Annotated in this window: 15 protein-coding genes; 7 read left to right on the top strand and 8 right to left on the bottom strand. The window is 74.9% G+C overall.

What is annotated here, in order from left to right:
• The first annotated feature begins 65 nt into the window (after positions 1–65).
• Positions 66–1,718 carry a GGDEF domain-containing protein gene (locus SCK26_RS30980; protein ID WP_318204636.1) on the top strand — a complete coding sequence of 551 codons (1,653 nt, stop codon included), beginning with the start codon at positions 66–68 and terminating at the stop codon, positions 1,716–1,718.
• A 329-nt stretch (positions 1,719–2,047) separates the two neighbouring features.
• Here the strand turns inward: SCK26_RS30980 and SCK26_RS30975 are convergent, their stop codons facing one another.
• From SCK26_RS30975 to SCK26_RS30960, 4 genes are all read right to left on the bottom strand, one after another.
• Positions 2,048–2,653, bottom strand: a complete 606-nt coding sequence (locus tag SCK26_RS30975; RefSeq protein ID WP_318204635.1) for an ATP/GTP-binding protein — start codon at positions 2,651–2,653, stop codon at positions 2,048–2,050.
• A gap of 352 nt (positions 2,654–3,005) precedes the next feature.
• Complete coding sequence (locus SCK26_RS30970) at positions 3,006–3,401, bottom strand: DUF742 domain-containing protein (RefSeq protein ID WP_318204634.1); 396 nt, start codon at positions 3,399–3,401, stop codon at positions 3,006–3,008.
• Between the two features lie 9 nt (positions 3,402–3,410).
• Positions 3,411–3,845 carry a roadblock/LC7 domain-containing protein gene (locus tag SCK26_RS30965; protein ID WP_318204633.1) on the bottom strand — a complete coding sequence of 145 codons (435 nt, stop codon included), beginning with the start codon at positions 3,843–3,845 and terminating at the stop codon, positions 3,411–3,413.
• Complete coding sequence (locus tag SCK26_RS30960; protein ID WP_318204632.1) at positions 3,842–6,640, bottom strand: nitrate- and nitrite sensing domain-containing protein; 2,799 nt, start codon at positions 6,638–6,640, stop codon at positions 3,842–3,844. Before SCK26_RS30960 ends, SCK26_RS30965 begins: the two co-directional genes overlap by 4 nt.
• Positions 6,641–7,059: 419 nt before the next feature.
• Between SCK26_RS30960 and SCK26_RS30955 the strand changes: the two genes are divergently transcribed.
• Both SCK26_RS30955 and SCK26_RS30950 read left to right on the top strand, forming a co-directional pair.
• Positions 7,060–7,569 (top strand): hypothetical protein, encoded by a 510-nt coding sequence (locus SCK26_RS30955; RefSeq protein WP_318204631.1) that lies wholly within the window; start codon positions 7,060–7,062, stop codon positions 7,567–7,569.
• 143 nt (positions 7,570–7,712) lie between these two features.
• Complete coding sequence (locus SCK26_RS30950) at positions 7,713–8,552, top strand: IclR family transcriptional regulator (protein ID WP_412080797.1); 840 nt, start codon at positions 7,713–7,715, stop codon at positions 8,550–8,552.
• A gap of 114 nt (positions 8,553–8,666) precedes the next feature.
• On the opposite strand, the gene SCK26_RS30945 is transcribed toward SCK26_RS30950, so the two are convergent.
• From SCK26_RS30945 to SCK26_RS30930, 4 genes are all read right to left on the bottom strand, one after another.
• Entirely contained in the window at positions 8,667–13,307 is a 4,641-nt protein-coding gene (locus SCK26_RS30945; RefSeq protein ID WP_318204630.1) for a hypothetical protein, read from the bottom strand.
• Positions 13,308–13,345: 38 nt separating this feature from the next.
• Positions 13,346–14,224, bottom strand: a complete 879-nt coding sequence (locus tag SCK26_RS30940) for a hypothetical protein (RefSeq protein ID WP_318204629.1) — start codon at positions 14,222–14,224, stop codon at positions 13,346–13,348.
• A gap of 31 nt (positions 14,225–14,255) precedes the next feature.
• Positions 14,256–15,785 (bottom strand): hypothetical protein, encoded by a 1,530-nt coding sequence (locus tag SCK26_RS30935; protein WP_318204628.1) that lies wholly within the window; start codon positions 15,783–15,785, stop codon positions 14,256–14,258.
• 128 nt (positions 15,786–15,913) lie between these two features.
• The gene (locus SCK26_RS30930) at positions 15,914–16,621 is read right to left on the bottom strand and encodes a GntR family transcriptional regulator (RefSeq protein ID WP_318204627.1); all 708 of its coding nucleotides are present in this window, start codon (positions 16,619–16,621) and stop codon (positions 15,914–15,916) included.
• A 127-nt stretch (positions 16,622–16,748) separates the two neighbouring features.
• Between SCK26_RS30930 and SCK26_RS30925 the strand changes: the two genes are divergently transcribed.
• The 4 genes from SCK26_RS30925 (at position 16,749) to SCK26_RS30910 (ending at position 20,527) form a co-directional block, all read left to right on the top strand.
• Entirely contained in the window at positions 16,749–18,071 is a 1,323-nt protein-coding gene (locus SCK26_RS30925; RefSeq protein ID WP_318204626.1) for an MFS transporter, read from the top strand.
• Between the two features lie 137 nt (positions 18,072–18,208).
• The gene (locus tag SCK26_RS30920) at positions 18,209–18,967 is read left to right on the top strand and encodes a LamB/YcsF family protein (RefSeq protein ID WP_318204625.1); all 759 of its coding nucleotides are present in this window, start codon (positions 18,209–18,211) and stop codon (positions 18,965–18,967) included.
• The gene (locus tag SCK26_RS30915) at positions 18,964–19,581 is read left to right on the top strand and encodes an allophanate hydrolase subunit 1 (protein WP_318204624.1); all 618 of its coding nucleotides are present in this window, start codon (positions 18,964–18,966) and stop codon (positions 19,579–19,581) included. The genes SCK26_RS30920 and SCK26_RS30915 overlap by 4 nt, the downstream gene beginning before the upstream one ends.
• 76 nt (positions 19,582–19,657) lie before the next feature.
• Positions 19,658–20,527, top strand: a complete 870-nt coding sequence (locus SCK26_RS30910) for a biotin-dependent carboxyltransferase family protein (RefSeq protein ID WP_318204623.1) — start codon at positions 19,658–19,660, stop codon at positions 20,525–20,527.
• Positions 20,528–20,541 lie beyond the last annotated feature (14 nt).

Raw genomic sequence — 20,541 nt, 5'->3', positions numbered from 1 at the left:
GGAATCCTGCGTGAACGTCTCATGAACTGCGCCAGGTCGTGCGCGGGCGGCGCCATCATGCTCCCGTGCACTCCTGGACGGATACTCTCCGCTTCGCCTTCCAGCCGGTGGTCAACCTGAGGACGGGCGCGGTCGCCGCACTGGAGACACTCGCCCGCCCGGAGACCGGCGACATCCTGGCCGAGGCCCGCCGGGACCCCGAGCTGGACGGCAGGCTGGCCGTGCTGGCGTTCCGGGCCGCGGCGCGCAAGGAGTCGCTGCTGCCGCTGCATCTGAACGTGTTCGCGGCCACGCTCGCCGACCTGGGCGGCCTCACTCCGCTGCGCGACGCGGTGCGCGGCGCGGGACGCATGCCCTGGGAGGTGACGCTCGACATCGTCCCGCCCTACACGCACGTGCCGCACCGCGCCCTGCTGGAGGCGGTCGCCTCGCTGCGCGAGCAGGGGTTCCGGATCAGCGCGGACGGCATCGGGGACGGCGACGTACCTCTCAGGCTGCTCACCGACCTCTCCCCCGGTCTGGTCAAGCTCGACGCCTCGCTGCTGGCGCGGCCGGCCGCGGTGCGGGCGATGCGGACGCTGTGCGAGGAACTGGGCGCCCTGGTCGTGGTGGAGGGCGTGGAGACCGAGCACCAGTGCGCGGCGGCCCTCGCGGCCGGTGCGCAGCTGGCCCAGGGCGAGCTGTTCGCGCCGCCGGCCCGGATTCCCGTGGTGGACGTCTACGTTCCGCCCCTCGCGCCCGCCGCCGTGGCCGCGCCCCGGTCCGGGCCGTCGGTGCGGGAGTTCGTGCGGCCCGCCGCCGTACTGCCGCTGTCCGCGCCGGCCGAGCAGGTGCGGGCCCTGCTGACCGGTTCCCCGGACGTCTCCGGGGTGCTGCTGGTGGACGCGGCCGGGCGGCCCGTCCGGTCGGTGCACCGCTCGCGCTTCCTGCTGTCGATGTCGACCCGCTACGGGCATGCCCTGTACGCCGGCCGGCCCGCGTCCAAACTGGGCGACCCGCCCCGCACGGTCGGAGTGGACGCCACGGCCTGGGAGGTGCTGGACGTGGTGGCGGTCGGCGGCCGGGACCGGACCTCGGACGATGTGGCGGTGGTCGACGGACAGGGCCGGTGCGTGGGCGTCGTACGGCTGGCGGATCTGGTGCGGGCGCTGGCCGAGAGCCGGGTGGAGGAGGCGGCCGGGCTCAACCCGCTGACCCGGCTGCCCGGTTCGGACGCGATCGTGGGCGAGGTGGACCGGCGGATTTCCGAGGGCCGGGCGTTCGCGCTCAGCTGGCTGGACATCGACCACTTCAAGCAGGTCAACGACGGGGCCGGGTTCGCCGCGGGCGACGAGCTGATCCGCGCGGTCGGCGGCGCCCTTCAGCGGGCGGTGGCGAGGCAGGCGCGGGTGGGACACATCGGCGGGGACGACTTCCTGGTGCTGGCCGACGAGGAGGCGCTCGATCCGCTGGTGAGCGCCGTGCTCGACGCGTCCTGGGCGGTCGGCGGACGGCCGGTGACGCTGTCCCTGGCGACCGTGGTGTGCGCGCCGGGCAGCGTCGGGGACCACCACCAGGCCGCCGCGCAGCTCGCTCCGCTGAAGAAGGCGGCCAAGGCGCTGCGCGGCGCGAGCTGGGTGCTCGGCCGGGCCGGGCTTCCCGGCCACGAGGTCCGGCGCGGCGGCCCGGGCCCGGCCCCGGCGGAGACCGGATTCGCGGCCGCCGAGCCACGGTGGTGAACGGAACTCGCTGCCGCGGCCGTCGGCGTACGGCCATCGGGCCGTTCACCGGCGCGCCCGTACCCGCACGGCGGCGGGCGGGCCGGTGTCACCCTCGCCGTCCACAGCCTTGACGCCCCCGCGGCGCCGGTGAAAACTTCCCGGTGTCGGCCGACATCGCCGTACATTCCCGGTGTTATCCGGCACTACGGCGCAAATCTGCCACGGCCCACGGCCCACGGCCCGGCCTCCGGAGCGGTCCGGCTGCCGTACAGGACCACGGCCCGTACTCCGGTCGGCGGGGGTACGGGCCGTGCCCGGCGGGCGGTGGCGGCGCGGACGCGGGACGGTCAGCCGGTGGCGGCCCGGCGGAGTTCGGCCGTGTACGCCATCGCGTGCCGGACGAGTCCGATGAGCAGTTCCTTGACCGACTCCCGGTCCCGGGCGTCGCACAGCAGGAGGGGCACGCCGTCGTCCAGGTCGAGCGCCTGGCGGACGGACTCGGCGGGATAACGGGAGGCGCCCTCGAAGCAGTTGATGCCGACGACGAAGGGGATGGAACGCCGTTCGAAGTAGTCGACGGCGGCGAAGCAGTCCTCCAGGCGGCGGGTGTCGGCGAGGACGACGGCGCCGAGCGCGCCCTCGGACAGCTCGTCCCACATGAACCAGAACCGCTCCTGCCCCGGCGTGCCGAAGAGGTAGAGCACCAGGTCCTCGCGCAGGGTGATACGGCCGAAGTCCATGGCCACCGTGGTGGTGTGCTTGCCCTCCACACCGCTGGTGTCGTCGACCGGCCGCCCGGCCTCGGTGAGCAACTCCTCGGTGCGCAGCGGTCTGATCTCGCTGACCGCGCCGACGAGGGTCGTCTTGCCCACGCCGAAGCCGCCGGCCACGAGGATCTTGAGCGTGACGGGCTCGACCGGGGGCTTGCCGCGCTCAGAACGCCCGAAGATCATCGATCTCTTCTCCTGCTTGATGGGGGTCGGGCGACGGTCGGCCGTAGCCGCCGCCACCGGGGGTTTCGATGACGAGTACGTCCGCGGGGCCGGCCTCGGCCGAGCCGTTTCGGCCGACGCCGGCGACCGAGCCGCCGGCCCGCTCCACCCGGTTCGCGTCGGGAGCCGGGACGCGGGGACGATCGCGGTGGGCGGCGCGCGGCGCGTCGCCACGCCACGGGTGACGGCCGGGAGGGCGCTCGCGCGGGAGCGTCCGGCCGTCCGGGCGCCGCGCGCCGATGCCCGTGTCGGTGCCGCCTCGGTCCGCCCGGAACTGCCGGCCAGTCACGTCGCTACCCCGCTCCCGCGCCGGTCACAGCGCCCGGAGGCCGTTGATCACGTCGCGCAGAATACTCTCGTCCGGCAGCTCGGCCGGCGGCACCGGGCGGGTCACGTGGACGAAACCGGCGTGCACCAGATCGCCGATGAGGACGCGGACCACGCCGATGGGCAGGTCGAGTTCCGCGGCCAGTTCGGCGACCGACTGGGGCTCGTCCCGGCAGAGTCCGACGATGTCCACGTGCTCGGGTGACATCGTCGGGTCCGCTTCCGGGTCGCCGGCGTCGGGCTCCGTGACGACCACGGCGATCAGATCGAGGCGGTGCTGGCCCTCACTCGTGGTGCGGCCACGTGTCATGGCGTACGGCCGGACGACCGGCCCGGCCTCGTCGTCGAACCAGTGGTTTCTTCCCTGACCGTCTCCGCTCATGCCATCCCACTACCCGCCTGCGGGCAGATCGGTGCGCGGGGCGGTGCCCAGATGCACGCCGACCCGCTTGACCAGCAGCGTCATCTCGTAGGCGACCTGTCCGACGTCGGAGTCGGCGTCCGACAGGACGGCGAGGCAGCTGCCGTCGCCGGCGGCGGTGACGAAGAGGAAGGCACCGTCCAGTTCGACGATGGTCTGCCGGACGCTGCCCGCGTCGAAGTGGCGGCCGACGCCCTTGGCGAGGCTGTGGAATCCGGACGCGACGGCGGCCAGATGCTCGCTGTCCTCCCTGGCCAGGTCCTTGGACACCCCCGTCGGCAGTCCGTCGCCGGAGAGGATGACGGCCTTGCGGATGCTGGCGACCCGGTCCACCAGGTCGTCCAGGAGCCAGTTCAGCTCCCCCTTGTTCGTCGCCGTGTGGCCGGTGGCCTTCGGTGCGGTCATCGACCGTCTCCCTTGGTCGTTCCTTGTGCTGTGCCGTCCCGGGCCCCGTCGCCCGCGGCGTTCTCCTCCCGGCCGCGCTGCCAGCCGCGCTGGAGCGAGGCCATTCTGCTGCGGACCTCGTCGGCGTCGCGGTCGTCGGGCTGTGCCGCGCGTGCGGCGCGCCGTTCGGTGTCCTGCTTGAGCTGGGGCGCCAGGCTGGCCTGGCGTACCCGCCGGGGCAGCGGCCGGGCGCCGGACTCCGGGGCCGGGTCGCCGACGGGCCCGGCGGGGCCGCCGGCGGGCGGTGCCGGGTCGGCCGGGCCGCCGGGGCCGGGCGGCCTGGACCGGGTACGCCGGGGCAGCGCGGGCGCCTCGGGCGTCTCGCCGGTGCTCTCGGCCCAGGTGGCGGCTCGGTCCGCGGCGGGGTCGCCGATGTCGGCGGGGCGCCGGGAGGCGCCGCCGCGGCGGCGGGAGGGCAGCGGGGCCAGTCCGCCCGGGTCGGTGTCCTGCGGGCCGGCGGTGGGTCCCGGGGCGGGTTCGCCGCGTCGGGGCCGCTGGTCGGTGACGGGCTTGCCGTGCGAGCTGACCAGCTTGGGCGTCTGCCGCCGGGGCAGCGGTACGGCTCCCCGGTCGCCGGACTCGTGGTGCGGCGGCCGGTCGGCCTGTCCGTCGCCGCCGGGGCGGGACCGGCGGGGGCGGAACAGGCCGCCGCGCTCGCTGTCCTCGTCCGGGAGGGCGCCGGGGAAGTCGTCCAGCGCGTCGAGGTCGACGGGCGCCTCCAGCTCCACCGGTCCGGCCAGCACGGAGGCCGGCAGGCCGGGCAGCCGCAGCGGGGCCGGCCCGCCGCCGTGGCCGAGCGCCTGCTCGGGGCCGTTGCCCGGGCGGTCCCGGTCGAGCCGGAAGCCGAGGCCGTTGGTGTCCGGGACGTCTTCGGTCAGCAGCGCGTCGGGGATGAACACCACCGCGGTGGTGCCGCCGTACGGGGACGGCTGGAGGGAGACCCGGACGTTCTGGCGCTGGGCGAGGCGGCTGACGACGAACAGGCCCAGCCGGTCGGTGTCGGAGAGTTCGAACTCGGGCGTCTCGGCGAGGCGGAGATTGGCGTCGAGGAGTGCCTCGGCCGTCATGCCGAGTCCCCGGTCGTGGATCTCCAGCGTGAAGCCGTTGGCGACCCGGTCCCCGACCACCTGGACGGCGGTGTGCGGGGGCGAGAAGACCGTGGCGTTCTCCAGGAGTTCGGCCACGAGATGGGTGAGGTCGGCGACGGCGGGCCCGGTGACGGCGACCCGCGGCAGCCGCCGGACCTCGATGCGCTCGTAGTCCTCGACCTCGGCGACGGCGGCGCGGACGACGTCCATCAGCTGCACGGGCCGGCGCCACTGCCGGGACGGCGCGGCACCGGAGAGGATCACCAGGCCCTCGGCGTGGCGGCGCATCCGGGTGGTGAGGTGGTCCAGGCGGAACAGGTCGGCGAGTTCGTCGGTGTCCTCGGTGCGGCGCTCCATGCTGTCGAGCAGGGTGAGCTGCTTGTGCAGCAGCACCTGGCTGCGGCGGGCGAGGTTGACGAAGACCTCGGAGACGCCGGCGCGCAGTTCGGCCTGTTTGACGGCGGCCTCGACGGCGGCGCGCTGCAGGGTGTTGAGCGCCTGCCCGACCTCGCCGATCTCGTTCTTGTCGTACTCCAGGCGCGGCACCTCGGTCTCGACGTCGACCCGTTCGCCCGCCGACAGCCGGCGCATCACGCTGGGCAGCCGGACGCCGGACGCCTCGTGCGCCTCCAGGCGCAGCTGGCGCAGGTCGCGGATGAGCGCGCGGCCGACCCGGATGGACAGGACGATGGAGACGAGGAGGGCGATCAGGCCGAGGAGGCCCACCACGGCCGCCTGGGCGATGACGCCGACGGCCACGGGGCGCATGCGGTTCTGGTAGCGGTCGCTCGCCTGGTCGTCGAGGGTGCCCAGCTCGTCCAGGACCGTGGCGGCGGTGGCGTCCCAGCTCTTGGCGGTGACCCGGCGGGGCTCGCCGGAGTCCGAGGCGATGACGGACCGTTCGGCTTCGCGCAGGGGTGCCGTGGCGGCGTTCTTCCAGAAGCGTTCGTAGCGTGCGCGTTCGGCGGCGGGCAGCAGCGGGAGGCTGATGTCGTACAGGAGGGTGCGCTGGGCGACGAGGCCGGAGATGTCGCGGGTCTCGTCCCGGGTGAGCCGGCCGACGACGAGGGAGGAGCCGAGCAGCGCGTCCTCGCGGGCGAGCAGTTCCCGGGCGCGGGTGAGGTTGACCAGGGCGCGGGCCTGCTTCTCGACCTCGACGTCGTCGATGCCGACGAGGGAGGCCAGCAGCGCGTAGCAGGGGTCCACGAGGCGGTTGTAGAGGCCGAGCGCCTCGGACCGGGTGACGGAGCGTTCCTCGACGCCGCGGCGCAGGGAGTCGAGGTCGTCGAAGGCGTCCAGGACGGTGGCCAGGTGCTCGCGGTCGTCCGCCTCCAGGTCGGAGCGGGTGTCCGGGTCCTCGGCGTGCTCGCGGATGGTGGCGATGGCCCGGTCCGTGGCGGCGCGGGTGCGGTGCAGCGCGGAGAGGGACTCGGAGGCGCGCGGGTCGGCGAGGTAGACCAGGGCCTGGCGGCGTTCCTGCTGCAGGACGCGGACGGTGTCCTCGGTGGGGTAGCCGATGTCCTCGACGACGTCCGACACGCGGAACAACTGAGCCACTTCACGGCCGGCGAAGACCGTGGCGAAGGCCCAGACACCGGTCAGGGACACCAGCGGCACGAGAAGCAGCGCCACGATCTTCCGGCGGATCGACTTCCCGCGAAAGCGCATGGCCTCCCCCAGCTCGACCCCCGCTGGTCGGGGGTGTTCATGTTCGTCAGCAAACGGCGCGAGCCTACTACCGCCTCACAGGTAACTCGAAGACATGTCCGGCGGGTGAAGTTCCGCATCGCGGCCGAGAGATGGCGAGTTGTCCGGGCATTGGGGGAGATTGCCACCGCGATCCGGAGGATCATGTCCGGTAGCCGGTGGGAACTTCGACGGACGGTTGGCCGGATTCTTTCGCCCGGCGGGAATCTTCGCGCGGTCTCGTTCGTCCTTCTCTAGGGGAATTGGGGGCGGAATGGGCCACAGCGGCCGCGTCCCGCGTTCCGGCGGCGTAAAGCAGCGCGAGCCGGGCAGCCACTGGGGAGTCGGGGTCTTCGGGATTCCGGGGCGAGCGGTCTGCCGGCGGTGGGGAGTGACACGGTATGGGCACGGCGGAACGGCGCGGGGCGCCCGAGGATCACGGGGCGGGGCGCGCGCGGACGCGATGGGGCGGCGGGGCGCCGGATCACGGCGCGGCGCGCAGCCACGAACAGCGGTATGACTACCGGCCGTTGTGGCGGGAGGAGCCCGCGCGCCGGCATCCGGTGCCCGATCCGGTGCGTGCTGCGGCGGTGCGGGCCCTCCTCGTCATCGCGGTCACGCTGATACAGGCGATGGTGGCGTTCCTGTGCACGCTGGCCGGGTCCTGGCTGGCCTTCCCGATGGTGATGAGCGGCGTGGCGAGCACGGTGGTGGCCACGTGGGCCGTGGTCGACGTGTGGGTGACCCGCCAGGTGTGGAGCCAGCGGCACGGCGTGGTCTCGGAGCCGAGCAGCACGGCCCGCTCCCTCCGCCGCGAGCGCCGGGCCCGCCGCCGCCAGGAGCGTGCGGCCCTGCGTGAACAGGAGCGGATACGCCGCAGGGGCGGTGCCGGTCAGCTGTCGCACCCCTGAGCGGCCGGGGGCAGGGCCTTGGAGCGGACCGCGCGATCACTCCTGGGTGTCCGCGGGGCGCTTCGATAGCATCGGGTTTCGTATCGCGCACGATGTAGCGCCTTACGCAACGAACGGGCCCACCAGGTAACGAGAGCCGAGCCATGCCCCGCACACAGAAGCAGCCTGACCGCCGCGAAGAGACGACCGGGAAGGCGGGGAGCCCGGAGAGGCGCAGCGGCCGTGGCGCGGCCGGTGCCGTGCAGTCGGTGGACCGTGCCGTGACCGTGCTGGAGATCCTCGCCCGGCACGGCGAGGCGGGCGTCACCGAGATCGCCGCGGAGCTGGACGTCCACAAGTCCACGGCGTTCCGGCTGCTCGGCGTCCTGGAGAACCGGGGCCTGGTGGCCCAGGCCAAGGAGCGCGGGAAGTACTACCTGGGGGCCGGCGTACTGCGCCTGGCGGGTGCGGCGGCGGTGCGGCTCGACATCTCGCAGGAGGCCGTCCCGGTGTGCCGGGAGGTCGCCGACGAGCTGGGCGAGACGGTCAACATCGCCGTCCTCGACGACGACGCGGCGGTCAACATCATGCAGGCCCGCGGCACCGCGGCCGTGACCGCGCAGAACTGGCTGGGCCGGCGCACCCCGCTGCACGCCACGTCCAGCGGCAAGGTGCTCCTCGCGCACCTGCCGCCGACCCTGCGCGAGGGCTTGCTGGCACGGCCGTTGACGCGGTTCACGGACCGCACGCTCACCGGGGCGGCGCTGCTCCGCGCCGAGCTGGAGGCCGTGGTCCGGCAAGGGTACGGCGTCACGGTGGAGGAACTGGAGCCGGGACTCGCCGCCGTGGCGGCGCCGGTCCGCGCGCACGACGGCGAGGTGATCGCGGCGATCAGCGTCTCCGGCCCCGTGTACCGGCTCGACGCGGACCGGTTGCCGCAGGTGGCCGAGCGTACGGTCGCGGCGGGCGCCGAGCTGTCCCGGCGGATGGGGTACGGCTTCTGAGCACCGGCCGACCGGCGCTCCCGGCCCCGTTCCCGCCGCGTCACCAGGACCTCACTTGTTGCGCATCACCCGGCTCATCGTGTGATGCGCAACACCAAGAAGGACGAACGCCTTCTACGACGCGCTCGGTGCCGACTTCCTGAACATGCGCGTCGCCGTGATCTCGCTGTGCCCGCTCTCCCCGGCCCGGGGCGGCTGCGGCAGGCCGGGCCGCAGGTGTTCCTCCACGCTGATGTACTTCAGGCCCGCCCGGAGGTCGGCGTCGTTGCGCAGCCGGATGACCAGCGGGAACTCGGCGAGGGCGGTCGTGTCGAACAGGCCGGTGGTGTACAGCAGCTGCACGCCCAGCGCGTCGGACACGGCCCGCTGGAGCTCCAGCAGATAGGTCGCGTTGGCGCGGCCGATGGGGTTGTCCAGGAACAGCGTGCCCGCGTGCCGGTGCTTGTCGCGGCCCCGGTCGTTCGAGCGGAGCGCGGCCATCGTGCAGTACAGCGCGATGGCGGCGGTGAGCAGCTGGCCGCCGGAGAACACGTCGCCCATCTGGCCGACGGGGACGCGCTCGGCGCGCAGTACGGCATCGGGCTTGAGGATCTCCACGGCCACGCCCTTGGGCTGGAGGGCCGCGGCGACGCCCCGCAGCAGCAGGGACATGCCGTCCCGGCGCAGGTCGGAGTTCTTCTTCACGGCCGCGCGCGTGGCCTCGTCGATGACCTCGCCGAGCCGTTCGGTCAGCGTGGCCTGGTCGGGTTCCTCGAAGCGGATGCGCAGGAACTCCTGCCCGGACCACTCACCGAGCCCCTCCGGCAGCCGGGAGAGCCGCTGGGCGGACCGCAGGGTGGCGAGCGCCGACTCCACGAGGCCGCGCAGCCGGTCCACGATGGAGTCGCGGTTGCGCTCCAGCTGGGCCAGCTCGTCGGTCAGCACGCGCAGCCGGGGCGCGAACGCGTCCGCCCACTTCTGGGCGTGCTCGGGCAGCGCGGAGGCGGGCAGTTCCCGGATCTGCTGCCGGGCCGGGGTGCGGACGTGCTCGTAGCGCGTGGAGTTGGCGTGCCGGACCAGGATGTCGCTCGCCTCGCGCACGGCGGCCTCGGCGGCGGACAGGTCGGCGGCGCAGCCGCGCAGGGAGCGGCGGGCCTCGGCGGCGGACTGCCGGGCCTCCTCCAGGGTGCCGGGGTACGGCTCCGGCTCCTCCTGCTCCTCCTCGGCCGCCTGCTCGCGCAGCAGGTCGCGGAGCATGGCGGCGATCTCGTCGAAGCCGCCGGCCGCGTCCTCGGCGGCGCGGTGGGCCTCCAGCAGTTCCGCGTGCGCCTCGCGGGCCTCGGCCAGCGCCTCGGTGCGGGCGGCGAGTTCGGTCGTGGCGGTGCGCAGCAGGGCCTGGGCGTGCTCGGCGTCGCGCGGGAGGAGTTCCTCGGGCAGCTCGGTGTGCGCCTCGCCGTCCTCGGGAGCGTGCCGTTCGGTCTCGCCGCGCAGCCGGCCGAGCTGTTCGCTCGCGGTCGACATACGGGTCTCCAGGAGCTGTACCAGCTCCTCGGCACGCGTGGCGGCGGCCTGCCGGGACGGCCCGTCGGAGCCGTCGGGTGACTGAAGGAGCTGCTCGGCACGGGTGCGGACCTTGTTGCTGAGCCGGTCCAGTTCGGCGCGGGCGGCGCTCTCGTCGCTCTCGGCGCGGGCCTGCTCGGCGCGCAGGTCGGCGCCGACGCCGACCTTCTCGTACACCTGGGAGGCGGCCCGGTAGGCCTCGCGGAGGGCGGGCAGGGACGCCTCGGGGGCGCCGGCGCTCTCCACGGGTACGTCGTCGGGGGCGCCGGCGATCTCGGCGCGCTCGGCGCGCAGGGCGCGGGCGGTGCGGCGGGCGTCGTCGGCGGCGCGCTGGGCGGCGCGGCGGTCCTCGTCGGCGGCGCGGGCGCGCTCCAGGCAGGCCTGGGCGCGGGCCTCGGACTCGGCGGCCTCGTCGGCGAGTTCGCGCAGTCTCGCCTGCCAGCCGGCGCGCTCGCGGAGCCGGAAGGCGAGGCCGGCGAGGGCGTCGGCGGCGCGCCGGGCCTTCTGCGCCCGCTCCTGCCGTTCGTCGCGGACCCGTGCGGCCTCGGCCGCGGTCTCGTCGGCCTCCGCGCGCGCGGTGCGCGCCTCGGCGAGTTCGGCCTCGGTCTCCTCGGCGAACGCGCGGGCCTCCACGGCAATCCGGGCCAGTTCGGTGAGGCGGCCGGCGGGGCAGCCGGTGCGCCAGGAAGCGAGGCGGGCGGCCAGTTCGCGGTCCTTGCCGAGGCGGGCGGCGAGGACGCGGATCTCCTCGTCGCGCTCGGTGGCCCGGGCGCGCAGGGCCTGGCGTTCCTCGTCCGCGGCGTGTTCGTCGTGCATGGCCGGGTTCGGCGGCACCAGGAAGACGTCTTCGGCGCCGGTGCCGGCGGCGGGCGGCGGGGCGAGCAGCGCGGCGGCGGTGCCGACGGCGACGGCGGAGCGGGGCAGCAGGGCGGCGTCGCCGAGGACCTCGCGGGCACGCGCGTGCGTGTCCGGGTCGGTGATGATGACGCCGTCGACCAGCTCGGGGCGGGCGGCGAGCACGCGCGCGTGGTCGGCCGGGTCGACGGCCTGGGCGAGGTAGCGCCAGCCGGGGAGCGCCGGGATGCCGTGCTCGCCGAGGAACTCGACGGTGGCCAGCACGTCCGGGCCGGGCGGCAGCAGTCCGCCGTCGCCGAGGGCGCCGAGGATCCGGGCGTCGTCGGCGGCGGCCGTACGCAGGTCGAACAGGTGCCGTTCGGCGGTGGACACGGCGTCGTCGAGGAGTTCGCGCAGTTCGTCGGCGAAGCGGTCGAGGTCCTCGGGCGTGAGCGCGCCCTCCGCGGCGGCACGGGCCGCCGGGACGGCGTCGTCGGCTCCGGAGCGGGGGCCGGGCACGCGGACCGTGTTCGGCGCGCCGGGCAGGCTCAGCAGTTCCGCCAGCCGTTCCTCGGCCGCCAGCGACTCGGCGAGGCGCCGCTCGGCCTCGTGGGCCCGCTCGGCGGCGGTCGCCGCGTCCGCCGCGCGGGCCGCGGTCAGCTCCGCGCGGGACTCGGCGGAGGCCGCCTCGCGGGCGTGCTCGGTGGCCCTGCGAGCGGCCTCGCGGGCCGTGTCCCAGGCGGCCACGGCGGTCTTCTCGGCGTCGCTGGCGGCGAGCGCGGCCCGCGCCGGGTCGGCGTCCGGTGTGCTGTCGTCCAGCCAGCCCGCCCGGACCGCCTCGGCGGTCTCCTGTTCGACCTCGGCGAGGCGCTGGCGCAGGTGTCCGGCCTCGCTGCGGGCCCGCTGCGCCTCGGTGGCGGCGGTCGTGGAGTCCCGGTGGGCGCGGTCGCCGGCCTCCTGGAGGGCGGCGGAGCGCTCCTCCTCCTCGTTGGCGAGGGCCTCGGCGCTCCCGGCGGCGGCGTGCAGGGCGCGTACGAGGTCCACGGCGGCCTGGGCGCGGGCGGCGAGCGCGGGGGCCGCGTCCCGTTCGGCTTCCTGGATGGCGGCGGACACGCGCGCGACGCGGTCGGCGGCGGCCCGGTGGCGCAGCACGGCCTCGGCGGCCTGCCAGGCGGAGTGCAGGGTGCGGGCGTCGGCCAGTTCGCGCTTCTGCGCGGCGGCGGACTTCTCGGCGGCGGCCAGCGCCAGCGAGGCGTGCCGGTAGGCGAGTTCGGCGGCGATGAGGGCGCTGCGCTCGCGGGCGCCCTCGGAGTGGGTGACGGCGTAGGCGGCGGCCGTGACCCGCTGGGCGAGGTCGGCGGCCCGGAGCCGCTCCCGCACGGCTCGCGCGGACAGCCGGCGGGCCAGCGTACGGGTACGGCGTTCGGCGCCCGTGTGCACGTCACGCGCGCGTGCCCGCGCGTCGGCGGCCTCCACGATCCTGCCGAGCAGGTCGACCGAGCCGGCGGTGAAGTCGCGTTCGGCGATCAGCTCGGCGCGCCGGCCGAGCTTGTTGCCGAAGCCGCTGACGAGGTCGGCGAGGCCGTCGGTGTCGCGGGTGTCGGTGACGGCGCGCAGCAGCAGGTCGGTGAAGTCGGAGTCCTTCTTGACCGCGAACAGGCCGGCCGCCTCGCCCTCGTCGGCGTTCATCTCGCGCTGGTAGCGGAAGAGTTCGGGGTCCAGGCCGAGGTCGCCGAGGTGCTCGGTCCAGCGTTCGTGGATCTCCTCCCAGTGCACCTCCAGGTGCGGGTAGGCCTTGCCGGCCTCCATGAGGGCGTCGCGGAAGCCCTTCATGGTGCGGCGGCGGCCGTGCGCGCCGGAGGTGCCCTCGGCGGACGGCCGTACGGCGGTGGCCTCGGCGACGGGCAGGTTGTCCAGGCTGAGACCGGGGCCGGGCCGGAAGGAGTACCAGGCCTCGGCGAACTTGCGCGGGTCGTTGGAGACCTGCCGGCCGCGCCACTCGCTGACCTTGCCGACGACCACGCACTCGCCGGTCTGTACGTGCTGCCACTCCAGGGCCACGTGGCCGCAGTCGTCGGCGAGCAGGAACTTGCGCAGCACACCGGAGCTGGCGCCGCCGAGGGTGTTGCGGTGGCCCGGCAGCATCACCGAGAAGATCAGCTTGAGCAGGACGGACTTGCCGCCGCCGTTCTCCAGGAACAGCACGCCCGCGGGCGCGGGCCGGCGCGGCGGACCGGAGGGTTCCTCCTCGAAGAACTCCGCCTGCGTGGGCGCCGGGTCGGGCACGGGCTCGCCGACACCCCGCAGGTCAAGCACGGTGTCGGCGTAGCGCGCACCGGCGGGACCGATGGAGTAGAGGCGGACCCGGGACAGCTCGTACATGGCGGACTCTCGTCAGTGTTCTTGCGGTGGAGGGGGTTTCAGGAGTGGAACGGCAGCCCGGCGTCGGCCACCAGGTCCAGGTCGTCGGTGTCCTCGGCGGGCAGCAGGGTGGCCGTGCCGTCGGTGACCGGGACGACGCCCAGCTCCGACAGTTCGGCCAGCGCGGCGTTGCCGGCCAGGTCGCGGACCTGGAGCTGGTAGCGGGCGGTGGTGCGGTAGGTGCCGCCGCTGTCGTCGCCGGTGCGCTGCAGGAAGCCCGAGTCGGTGAGGAAGGCCAGGGCCTTGGCGACGATGCCGGTGGTGGAGGCGGCGGGGCGGCGGGCGTCCTTGGTGGCGCCGGTGGCGCTGCGCCTGGCCCAGATCCGCCAGGCGGCCTCCAGCCCGGGCGCGTCGGTCGCCGGGTCGGTGTTCTCGCCGCGCTCCTCGGCACGCTCCTCCAGGCGGCGGCAGGCCTGCCGGACGAAGGCGTCGACGCCGTTGACGGTGACCCGGCCGATGTAGGAGTCGTCGGCGAGGTCCTCGGGGCGCGGGAACGCCAGGGCGGCGACGGCGAGGTGGGCGAGGCCGTGCAGGAAGCGGTCGCCGGAGTCGGCGGCGGTGCGACGCGCGTAGTCGCCCATGCGGACGGCGAAGACCGAGTCCTCGGCGGCGGTGACGGCCATGCCCGCGCGCGGGGACACCTCCAGCACGACGAGTCCGAGTCCGGTGGCGACGGCGTCGGCGAGCCGGGCGAAGGCCGGGTCCTCGCGGTAGCGGCGCAGCAGTTCGGCGTACTCCTGGTCGCGTGCGGGCGCCAGCTTGGGCTGGAGTCCGAAGGCGACGAGCCGGGCCGCGTCGGCGGCGTCGGCGGGAGTGACGGCGGTGGACGCCGGCGGGGCGGGTGTCTCCGCCTCGCTCCACTCGACGTGCTCGGTCACGGGTTCGGCTCCTTGTCGCGGTCGTGCTCGGTCATGCTGCTTCCGTCCGGTCGGCCGCCATCCCGGCGGCGTCCAGCAGGGCCGTGCCCACGATGAGGTCGGCCCCGCCGAAGTCGGGATCGTCCAGCTCGGTGCCGTCGTCCACGGCGAAGAGCAGCTTCTCCTCGCCCTGCCGGTAGGCGGTGCCGACGGGAGGGCTGGCCGCGTGCACGGCCAGCAGCGCCACCAGATAGGCCAGCTCGTAACCGTCCCTCTCCCTGGCCTCGGCGAGCAGTCCGGACAGTCTTCTGGGCGCGTCCGGCGGCAGGTCCAGCAGGTCCGTCGCCGCGGCGAGCTGTTCCTCGCTGAACCGGCTGTCGTCGGGCGTGGCGATCAGGTCGGGCTCGGGCATCTCCGCGCCCAGGTGCTCGCGTTCCACGGGCGGGGTCAGCAGGATGTCGACGAGGTCGCCGACCCGGACGGACACCGGTGTGCGCAGTCCGGTGCCGTGCGCGAAGAAGGCGTCGGTGACCCGGATCGCCTGCTGAAGGGGCAGCGGCAGGACGGGGGCGACGAGATGGCCGTAGAGGTCTATCCCGGACGTCGCCGCCGGGGTGGCGAAGGCCTGCCGGTCCTGTTCGGCGCGGAACAGCGGGCCGGCCTCCAGCAGGCGCGACTGGAGCTGGGTGTGGCGCCGGATGCAGTCCTTGACGATGTCGACGAGTTCGGCGGCGCGGCGCTTGTGCTCGGGCTCCTCGGTCTCGTCGCGGGCCTTGCGGATGTTGGTGAGGATGGCGTTCTCGTGGCGGTAGCGCTCGGCGACGTGGTCCAGGGCCTCGGCGATCATGTCGGGCACGGTGTTGAGCCAGTCCACCGCGCGGACGTTGCGCCGGGTGGCGTCCAGGGCGCGGCGCAGCGTCTCGGAGTACTGCACCGTGCGGTAGCGGGCCTGTTCGGCGGCGAGCTGGGCGTCGGCGAGCCGGCCGCGGCTGATCAGCACCTCCAGCTTGACCTCGGCGGCGATCTGGGCGCTGGTGACGTCCGTGTCGAGGGCGCCGACGAGGACGTTGACCGCCTCGTCCGTGGTGCGCAGGTAGACCGTGCCGCCGGGGCCGGGGACCTCCTCGATCAGCTTGAAGTCGTAGTCCCGGCGGACGTACGTGCCGTCCGGCGCGAAGGTGCCGTAGACGGCGCGGAAGCCGCGGTCCACGCTGCCGACGTTGATCAGGTTCTCCAGGACCCAGCGGGCCACGCGCTCGTGTTCGGCGGCGGACCGGTGCGGGGCCTGGGCGGCGATGCGCGGTACCAGCCGGGCCACGACCTGTTCGTGGTCGGCGCCCGTGTCGAAGTCCATGTTCAGCGTGACCAGGTCGATGGCGGCCAGCGCCACCTCCGCCATCCCGTACACCGAGTACTCGCCGGCCAGGTTGGCCTTGCGCGCGTCCAGGTCGTGCAGCGGCGCGGTGCAGGCGAGCGCGCGCAGCCGGCGCGCCAGTCCCTCGTCGGCGGCCGGGCCCTGGGCAGGGCGCGGCGCCGCGCTGAGCTGGGACGGAACACGGTCCGTCGATGCAGGCGAAGTCACGGTGCACAGACTAGGTCCTGGGTCCGACATCGACCCAAACGGCCCAGAAGCGACGGCCGTCACGGAGGCGGAAGAGGACCGGCCGCACCGGTCCGGGCCGGCCGGCCCGGGAGGGCCGGCCGCGTGGTTCAGGAGGGGCCGGCCGTGTCCGCGCCCACCCGGCGCCGGTACACCTCGACGACCCGTTCCAGGGAGTCGGCGAGGTAGGTCTCCAGCAGCCGTTCGGCGCCTCGCGTGTCCCCGGCCTGGAGCGCTTGCAGGATGCGGGCGTTGCGGGCGAGGTACGGCTCGTGCAGCCGGCGCGGGTCGTCCGCCACGTGGAAGGCGAGGCGCAGCTCGGCGAAGACGCTGCGCATCAGCTCGTCGGTGCGCTCGCTGCGGGCGAGGGCGACCAGCTCGCGGTGGAAGTGGATGTTGGCCGTGCCCAGGCCCTTCCAGTCGTTCCGGGCGGCGGCCGTGTGTCCTTCCTCGACCGCCGCGACCAGTCCGCCGAGCCGGTACGGCGGCGCGCCGAGGCCGCGGACGACGGCGCACTCCACGAGCGCGCGCGTGCGGTAGATGTCCTCCACGTCCTCGACGGTCAGGACCCGCACGAACACGCCGCGGTTGAGTTCGTGGATCAGCAGGCGTTCGTGGGTGAGCAGCCGGAACGCCTCGCGCAGGGTGTTGCGGGAGACGCCGAGGGCCCCGCCGATGCTGTCCTCCGACAGCCGGGTGCCGGGCGGGAAGTAGCCCTCGGAGATACGGCTCCTGAGGATGTCGGAGACCCGCTCCGCGGTGCTGGTACGGCCCAGGAGGACGCGGTCGCCGGCCAGTCCCGTCAGCTGCTTCGCCATGCCCGGAATTCAAGCGCAGACGTCGGAACGAGACAACATGGGTATTGAAGGATCGTTGAACGATCCTCTACGGTGCTCGACACGGCTCACTTCCCAGCACCCTCCGTCCCCCTCCTGCGAGGTGCCCATGAGCACGACACCACCCTCCTCGTCCGGACCCTCCGCCGGCATGCGGCAGGCGCCCGGCGGGCGGACCGCCGAGGACGGCGCGTTCGGCTGGCTGCGCGCCCTCGGCCCGCGCGGCCGGCGTGCGTTCGGCGGAGCTTTCGGCGGATACGCCCTGGATTCCTACGACTACTTCACCCTGCCGCTGAGCATGGTGGCGCTTGCCGCGTACTTCGGCCTGAGCAGTGGCCAGACCGGTCTGTTCACCACCGTCACGCTGGTGGTCTCGGCGGTCGGCGGCGCCGCGGCCGGCGTGGTCGCGGACCGGGTCGGCCGGGTCCGGGCCCTGATGATCACGGTGGTCACGTACGCCGTGTTCACCGTCGCCTGCGGCTTCGCGCCCGACTACGAGACGCTGCTGCTCTTCCGCGCGCTGCAGGGCCTCGGCTTCGGCGGCGAGTGGGCGGTCGGCGCGATCCTGGTCGCCGAGTACGCGGACGCGCGCCACCGGGGGCGTACGCTCGGCGCGGTCCAGAGCGCCTGGGCGGTCGGCTGGGGACTGGCGGCGGTGGTCTACACGCTGGTCTTCTCCTTCGTCGGCGAGGACCTGGCCTGGCGGGTGATGTTCTGGACGGGGGCGCTGCCGGCGCTGCTCGTGGTGTGGCTGCGCCGCCGGGTGCACGACGCCCCGACGGCGACGGCGGCCCGGGAACAGGACCCGCGGCGCGGCACGTTCACGGCCGTCTTCCGCCCCGGCCGGGACGGCGCGCCGGGGCTGCTGCGCACGACGCTCCTGGCGAGCCTGCTGTCGACGGGCGTGCAGGGCGGCTACTACACGCTGGCGACCTGGGTGCCGACGTACCTGAAGTCCGAACGCGGCCTGTCGGTCGTCGGCACCGGCGGCTATCTGGCCTTCCTGATCTCCGGCGCCTTCCTCGGCTACCTGACCGGCGGCGTGCTGACCGACCGGCTGGGCCGGCGGAACAACATCTGGCTGTTCGCGCTGCTGTCGGCGCTGTGCATCCTGGCGTACGCCAACATCCCGCACGGCGCCGACACCCTGCTGCTGGTGCTCGGCTTCCCGCTCGGCTTCTGCATGTCGGCCATCTTCAGCGGCTTCGGCTCCTACCTGGCCGAGCTGTACCCGACGGCCGTGCGCGGCACCGGACAGGGGTTCACGTACAACACCGGCCGCGCGGTGGGCGCGGTGTTCCCCACTGTGGTCGGCTTCCTCGCGGACGGCTGGGGCGTCGGCGGCGCGCTGGTCTTCGGCGCGATCGGCTACGGCATCGCCGCGCTGGCCCTGCTGGGACTGCCGGAGACCCGCGGGAGGGAACTCGCCTGAGGCACGGGAGTCCCCGGAGGACCCACCGCGCGAGAATCGCCGTACGGCCCATCCGTACGGCGACCGCCGTACGCCCCACCCGCACGAGAACCGCCGCACGAGAACCGCCGCACGAGAACCGGAGACACGAGAACACCATGACAGCGATCGATCTGAACGCCGACCTCGGCGAGGGCTTCGGGCGCTGGCGGCTGACCGACGACGAACAGCTGCTGTCCGTCGTCACCAGCGCCAACGTGGCCTGCGGTTTCCACGCGGGGGACCCGGCCACCATGCGCCGGGTGTGCGAGCTGGCGGCCGAGCGCGGGGTGACGATCGGCGCCCAGGTCTCCTACCGGGACCTGGCCGGTTTCGGGCGGCGCGCGATGGACGTGCCGTCCGCCGAGCTGGCGGCCGAGGTGGCCTACCAGATCGGCGCCCTGGAGGTGTTCGCGCGGGCGGCGGGGTCGCGCGTGGCCTACGTCAAGCCGCACGGCGCGCTCTACAACCGGGTGGTGCGCGACGCGGAGCAGGCCCGCGCGGTGATCGACGGCGTGCGGCTCGCGGATGCCTCGCTGCCGGTGCTGGGCCTGCCCGGCTCGCGGCTGCTGGAGCTGGCCGCCGAGGCGGGGCTGCCGGCCGTCACGGAGGCCTTCGCGGACCGCGCGTACACCGACGAGGGCACGCTGGTGCCGCGCGGCCGGGAGGGCGCCGTGGTGACCGACCCGGACACGGTCGTGGAGCGCTCGGTGAGCCTGGCGCGCTCCGGCGCGGTCATCGCGCACTCCGGCGCGCGGATCCCGGTTCGCGCCCGATCGCTGTGCCTGCACGGCGACACGCCCGGCGCGGTGGACCTGGCCCGCCGGGTGCGCGAGCGGCTGGTGGCGGCGGGCGTGCGGGTGGAGGCGTTCGCGTGAGGGCGCTCGCCGTGGGCGACGAGGCGCTCCTCGTGGAGGCGGCGTCCGGGGAGGAGGCGCGGGCCCTGCACGCGTGGCTGCTGCGCCGCCGCGCGGAGGGCGCGCTCACCGTGCGGGAGATCGTCCCCGCCGCCCGTACGGTCCTGCTCGACGGTCTTCGCGAACCGGACCGCTGGGCGGCGGAACTGACCACCGCGCGGATCCCGGAGGCGCCGTCCGGCGCGGGCGAGCTGATCGAACTGCCCGTGCGCTACGACGGTCCGGACCTCGCAGCGGTCGCCGGGCACTGGGGAGTGACCGAACGGGAGGCGGCCCGCCTCCACGCCGGCACGGAGTTCACGGTGGCCTTCTGCGGCTTCGCACCGGGCTTCGGCTACCTCACCGGCCTCCCGGACCGCTACGCCGTCCCGCGCCGCGCCACCCCGCGCACGGCGGTCCCCGCGGGCGCCGTCGCGCTGGCGGGGCCGTACACGGGCGTCTACCCGCGCTCCTCCCCGGGCGGCTGGCAGCTGATCGGCACGACGGACGCGGTGCTGTGGGACCACCGGCGCGTGCCGGCCGCGCTGCTGACACCGGGGGCGCGGGTGCGGTTCGTTCCGGTGGAGGAGTCGTGACGCGGGCGGCTGTCAGAGGGGCGCGCGCCGCCGCGCCTGCGCGGACCGTGGTGCCGGCCGCCGGGGAGGTGGGCGCGTGAGCGACCGTGTGCTCCTCGTGGCGCGGGCCGGGTTGCTGACCACCGTGCAGGACCGGGGGCGGCCGGGGTACGCGCATCTCGGCGTGCCGCGCTCCGGGGCGCTCGACCCGCGCGCGGCGGCGCTGGTGAACCGGCTCGTGGGCAATCCGCCGGACGCCGCGGTGCTGGAGACCACGCTCGACGGCTGTGCGCTGCGCCCGCGTACGACGGTGGCGGTCGCCGTCGGCGGCGCGCCGGGCCCGGTGTCGGTGGGCGGCCGTCCGGCCGCGTGGGGCGCCCCGGTCGTGGTGCCGGCGGGCGAGTTGCTGGAGGTGGGCGCGGCCACGGCCGGCGTACGCGGCTACGTGGCCGTTACCGGCGGCATCGCCGTGGAGCCGGTCCTCGGCAGCCGCGCCACCGACCTGCTGTCGGGCCTCGGCCCGGCGCCGCTCGCGGACGGTACGGTGCTGCCGCTGGGCCCTCCGGCCGGCGCTCCCGCCCGCGTGGACGGCGCCCCGCAGCCGCGTCCGCCCGCGGAGCTGGTGCTGCGGGTCACCCTGGGTCCGCGCGACGACTGGTTCACGGCGGACGCGGTCCGGGACCTCACCACGCGCGCGTACCGGGTGTCCGCGGCGAGCAACCGCATCGGCCTGCGCACCGAGGGGCCCGCCCTGGAGCGGGCCCGGGCCGGCGAGCTGCCCAGCGAGGGCATGGTGCTCGGCGCGGTCCAGGTGCCGCCGGACGGCCGTCCGGTGGTCTTCCTCGCGGACCATCCGACGACCGGCGGCTACCCGGTGATCGCCGTGGTGCGCGCCGCCGACCTGCCGGCCGCCGCGCAGGCGCCGCCGGGCACGCCGGTCAGGTTCGTACCGGTGCGCCGCCGCTGACACCCCGGAGCGGC

Origin of the sequence: Streptomyces sp. SCL15-4, from assembly GCF_033366695.1 — a bacterium.
GTDB lineage: Bacteria > Actinomycetota > Actinomycetes > Streptomycetales > Streptomycetaceae > Streptomyces.
The sequence above is the reverse complement of the archived record's forward strand: the minus strand, read 5'-3'. Positions and strand labels throughout refer to the sequence as shown.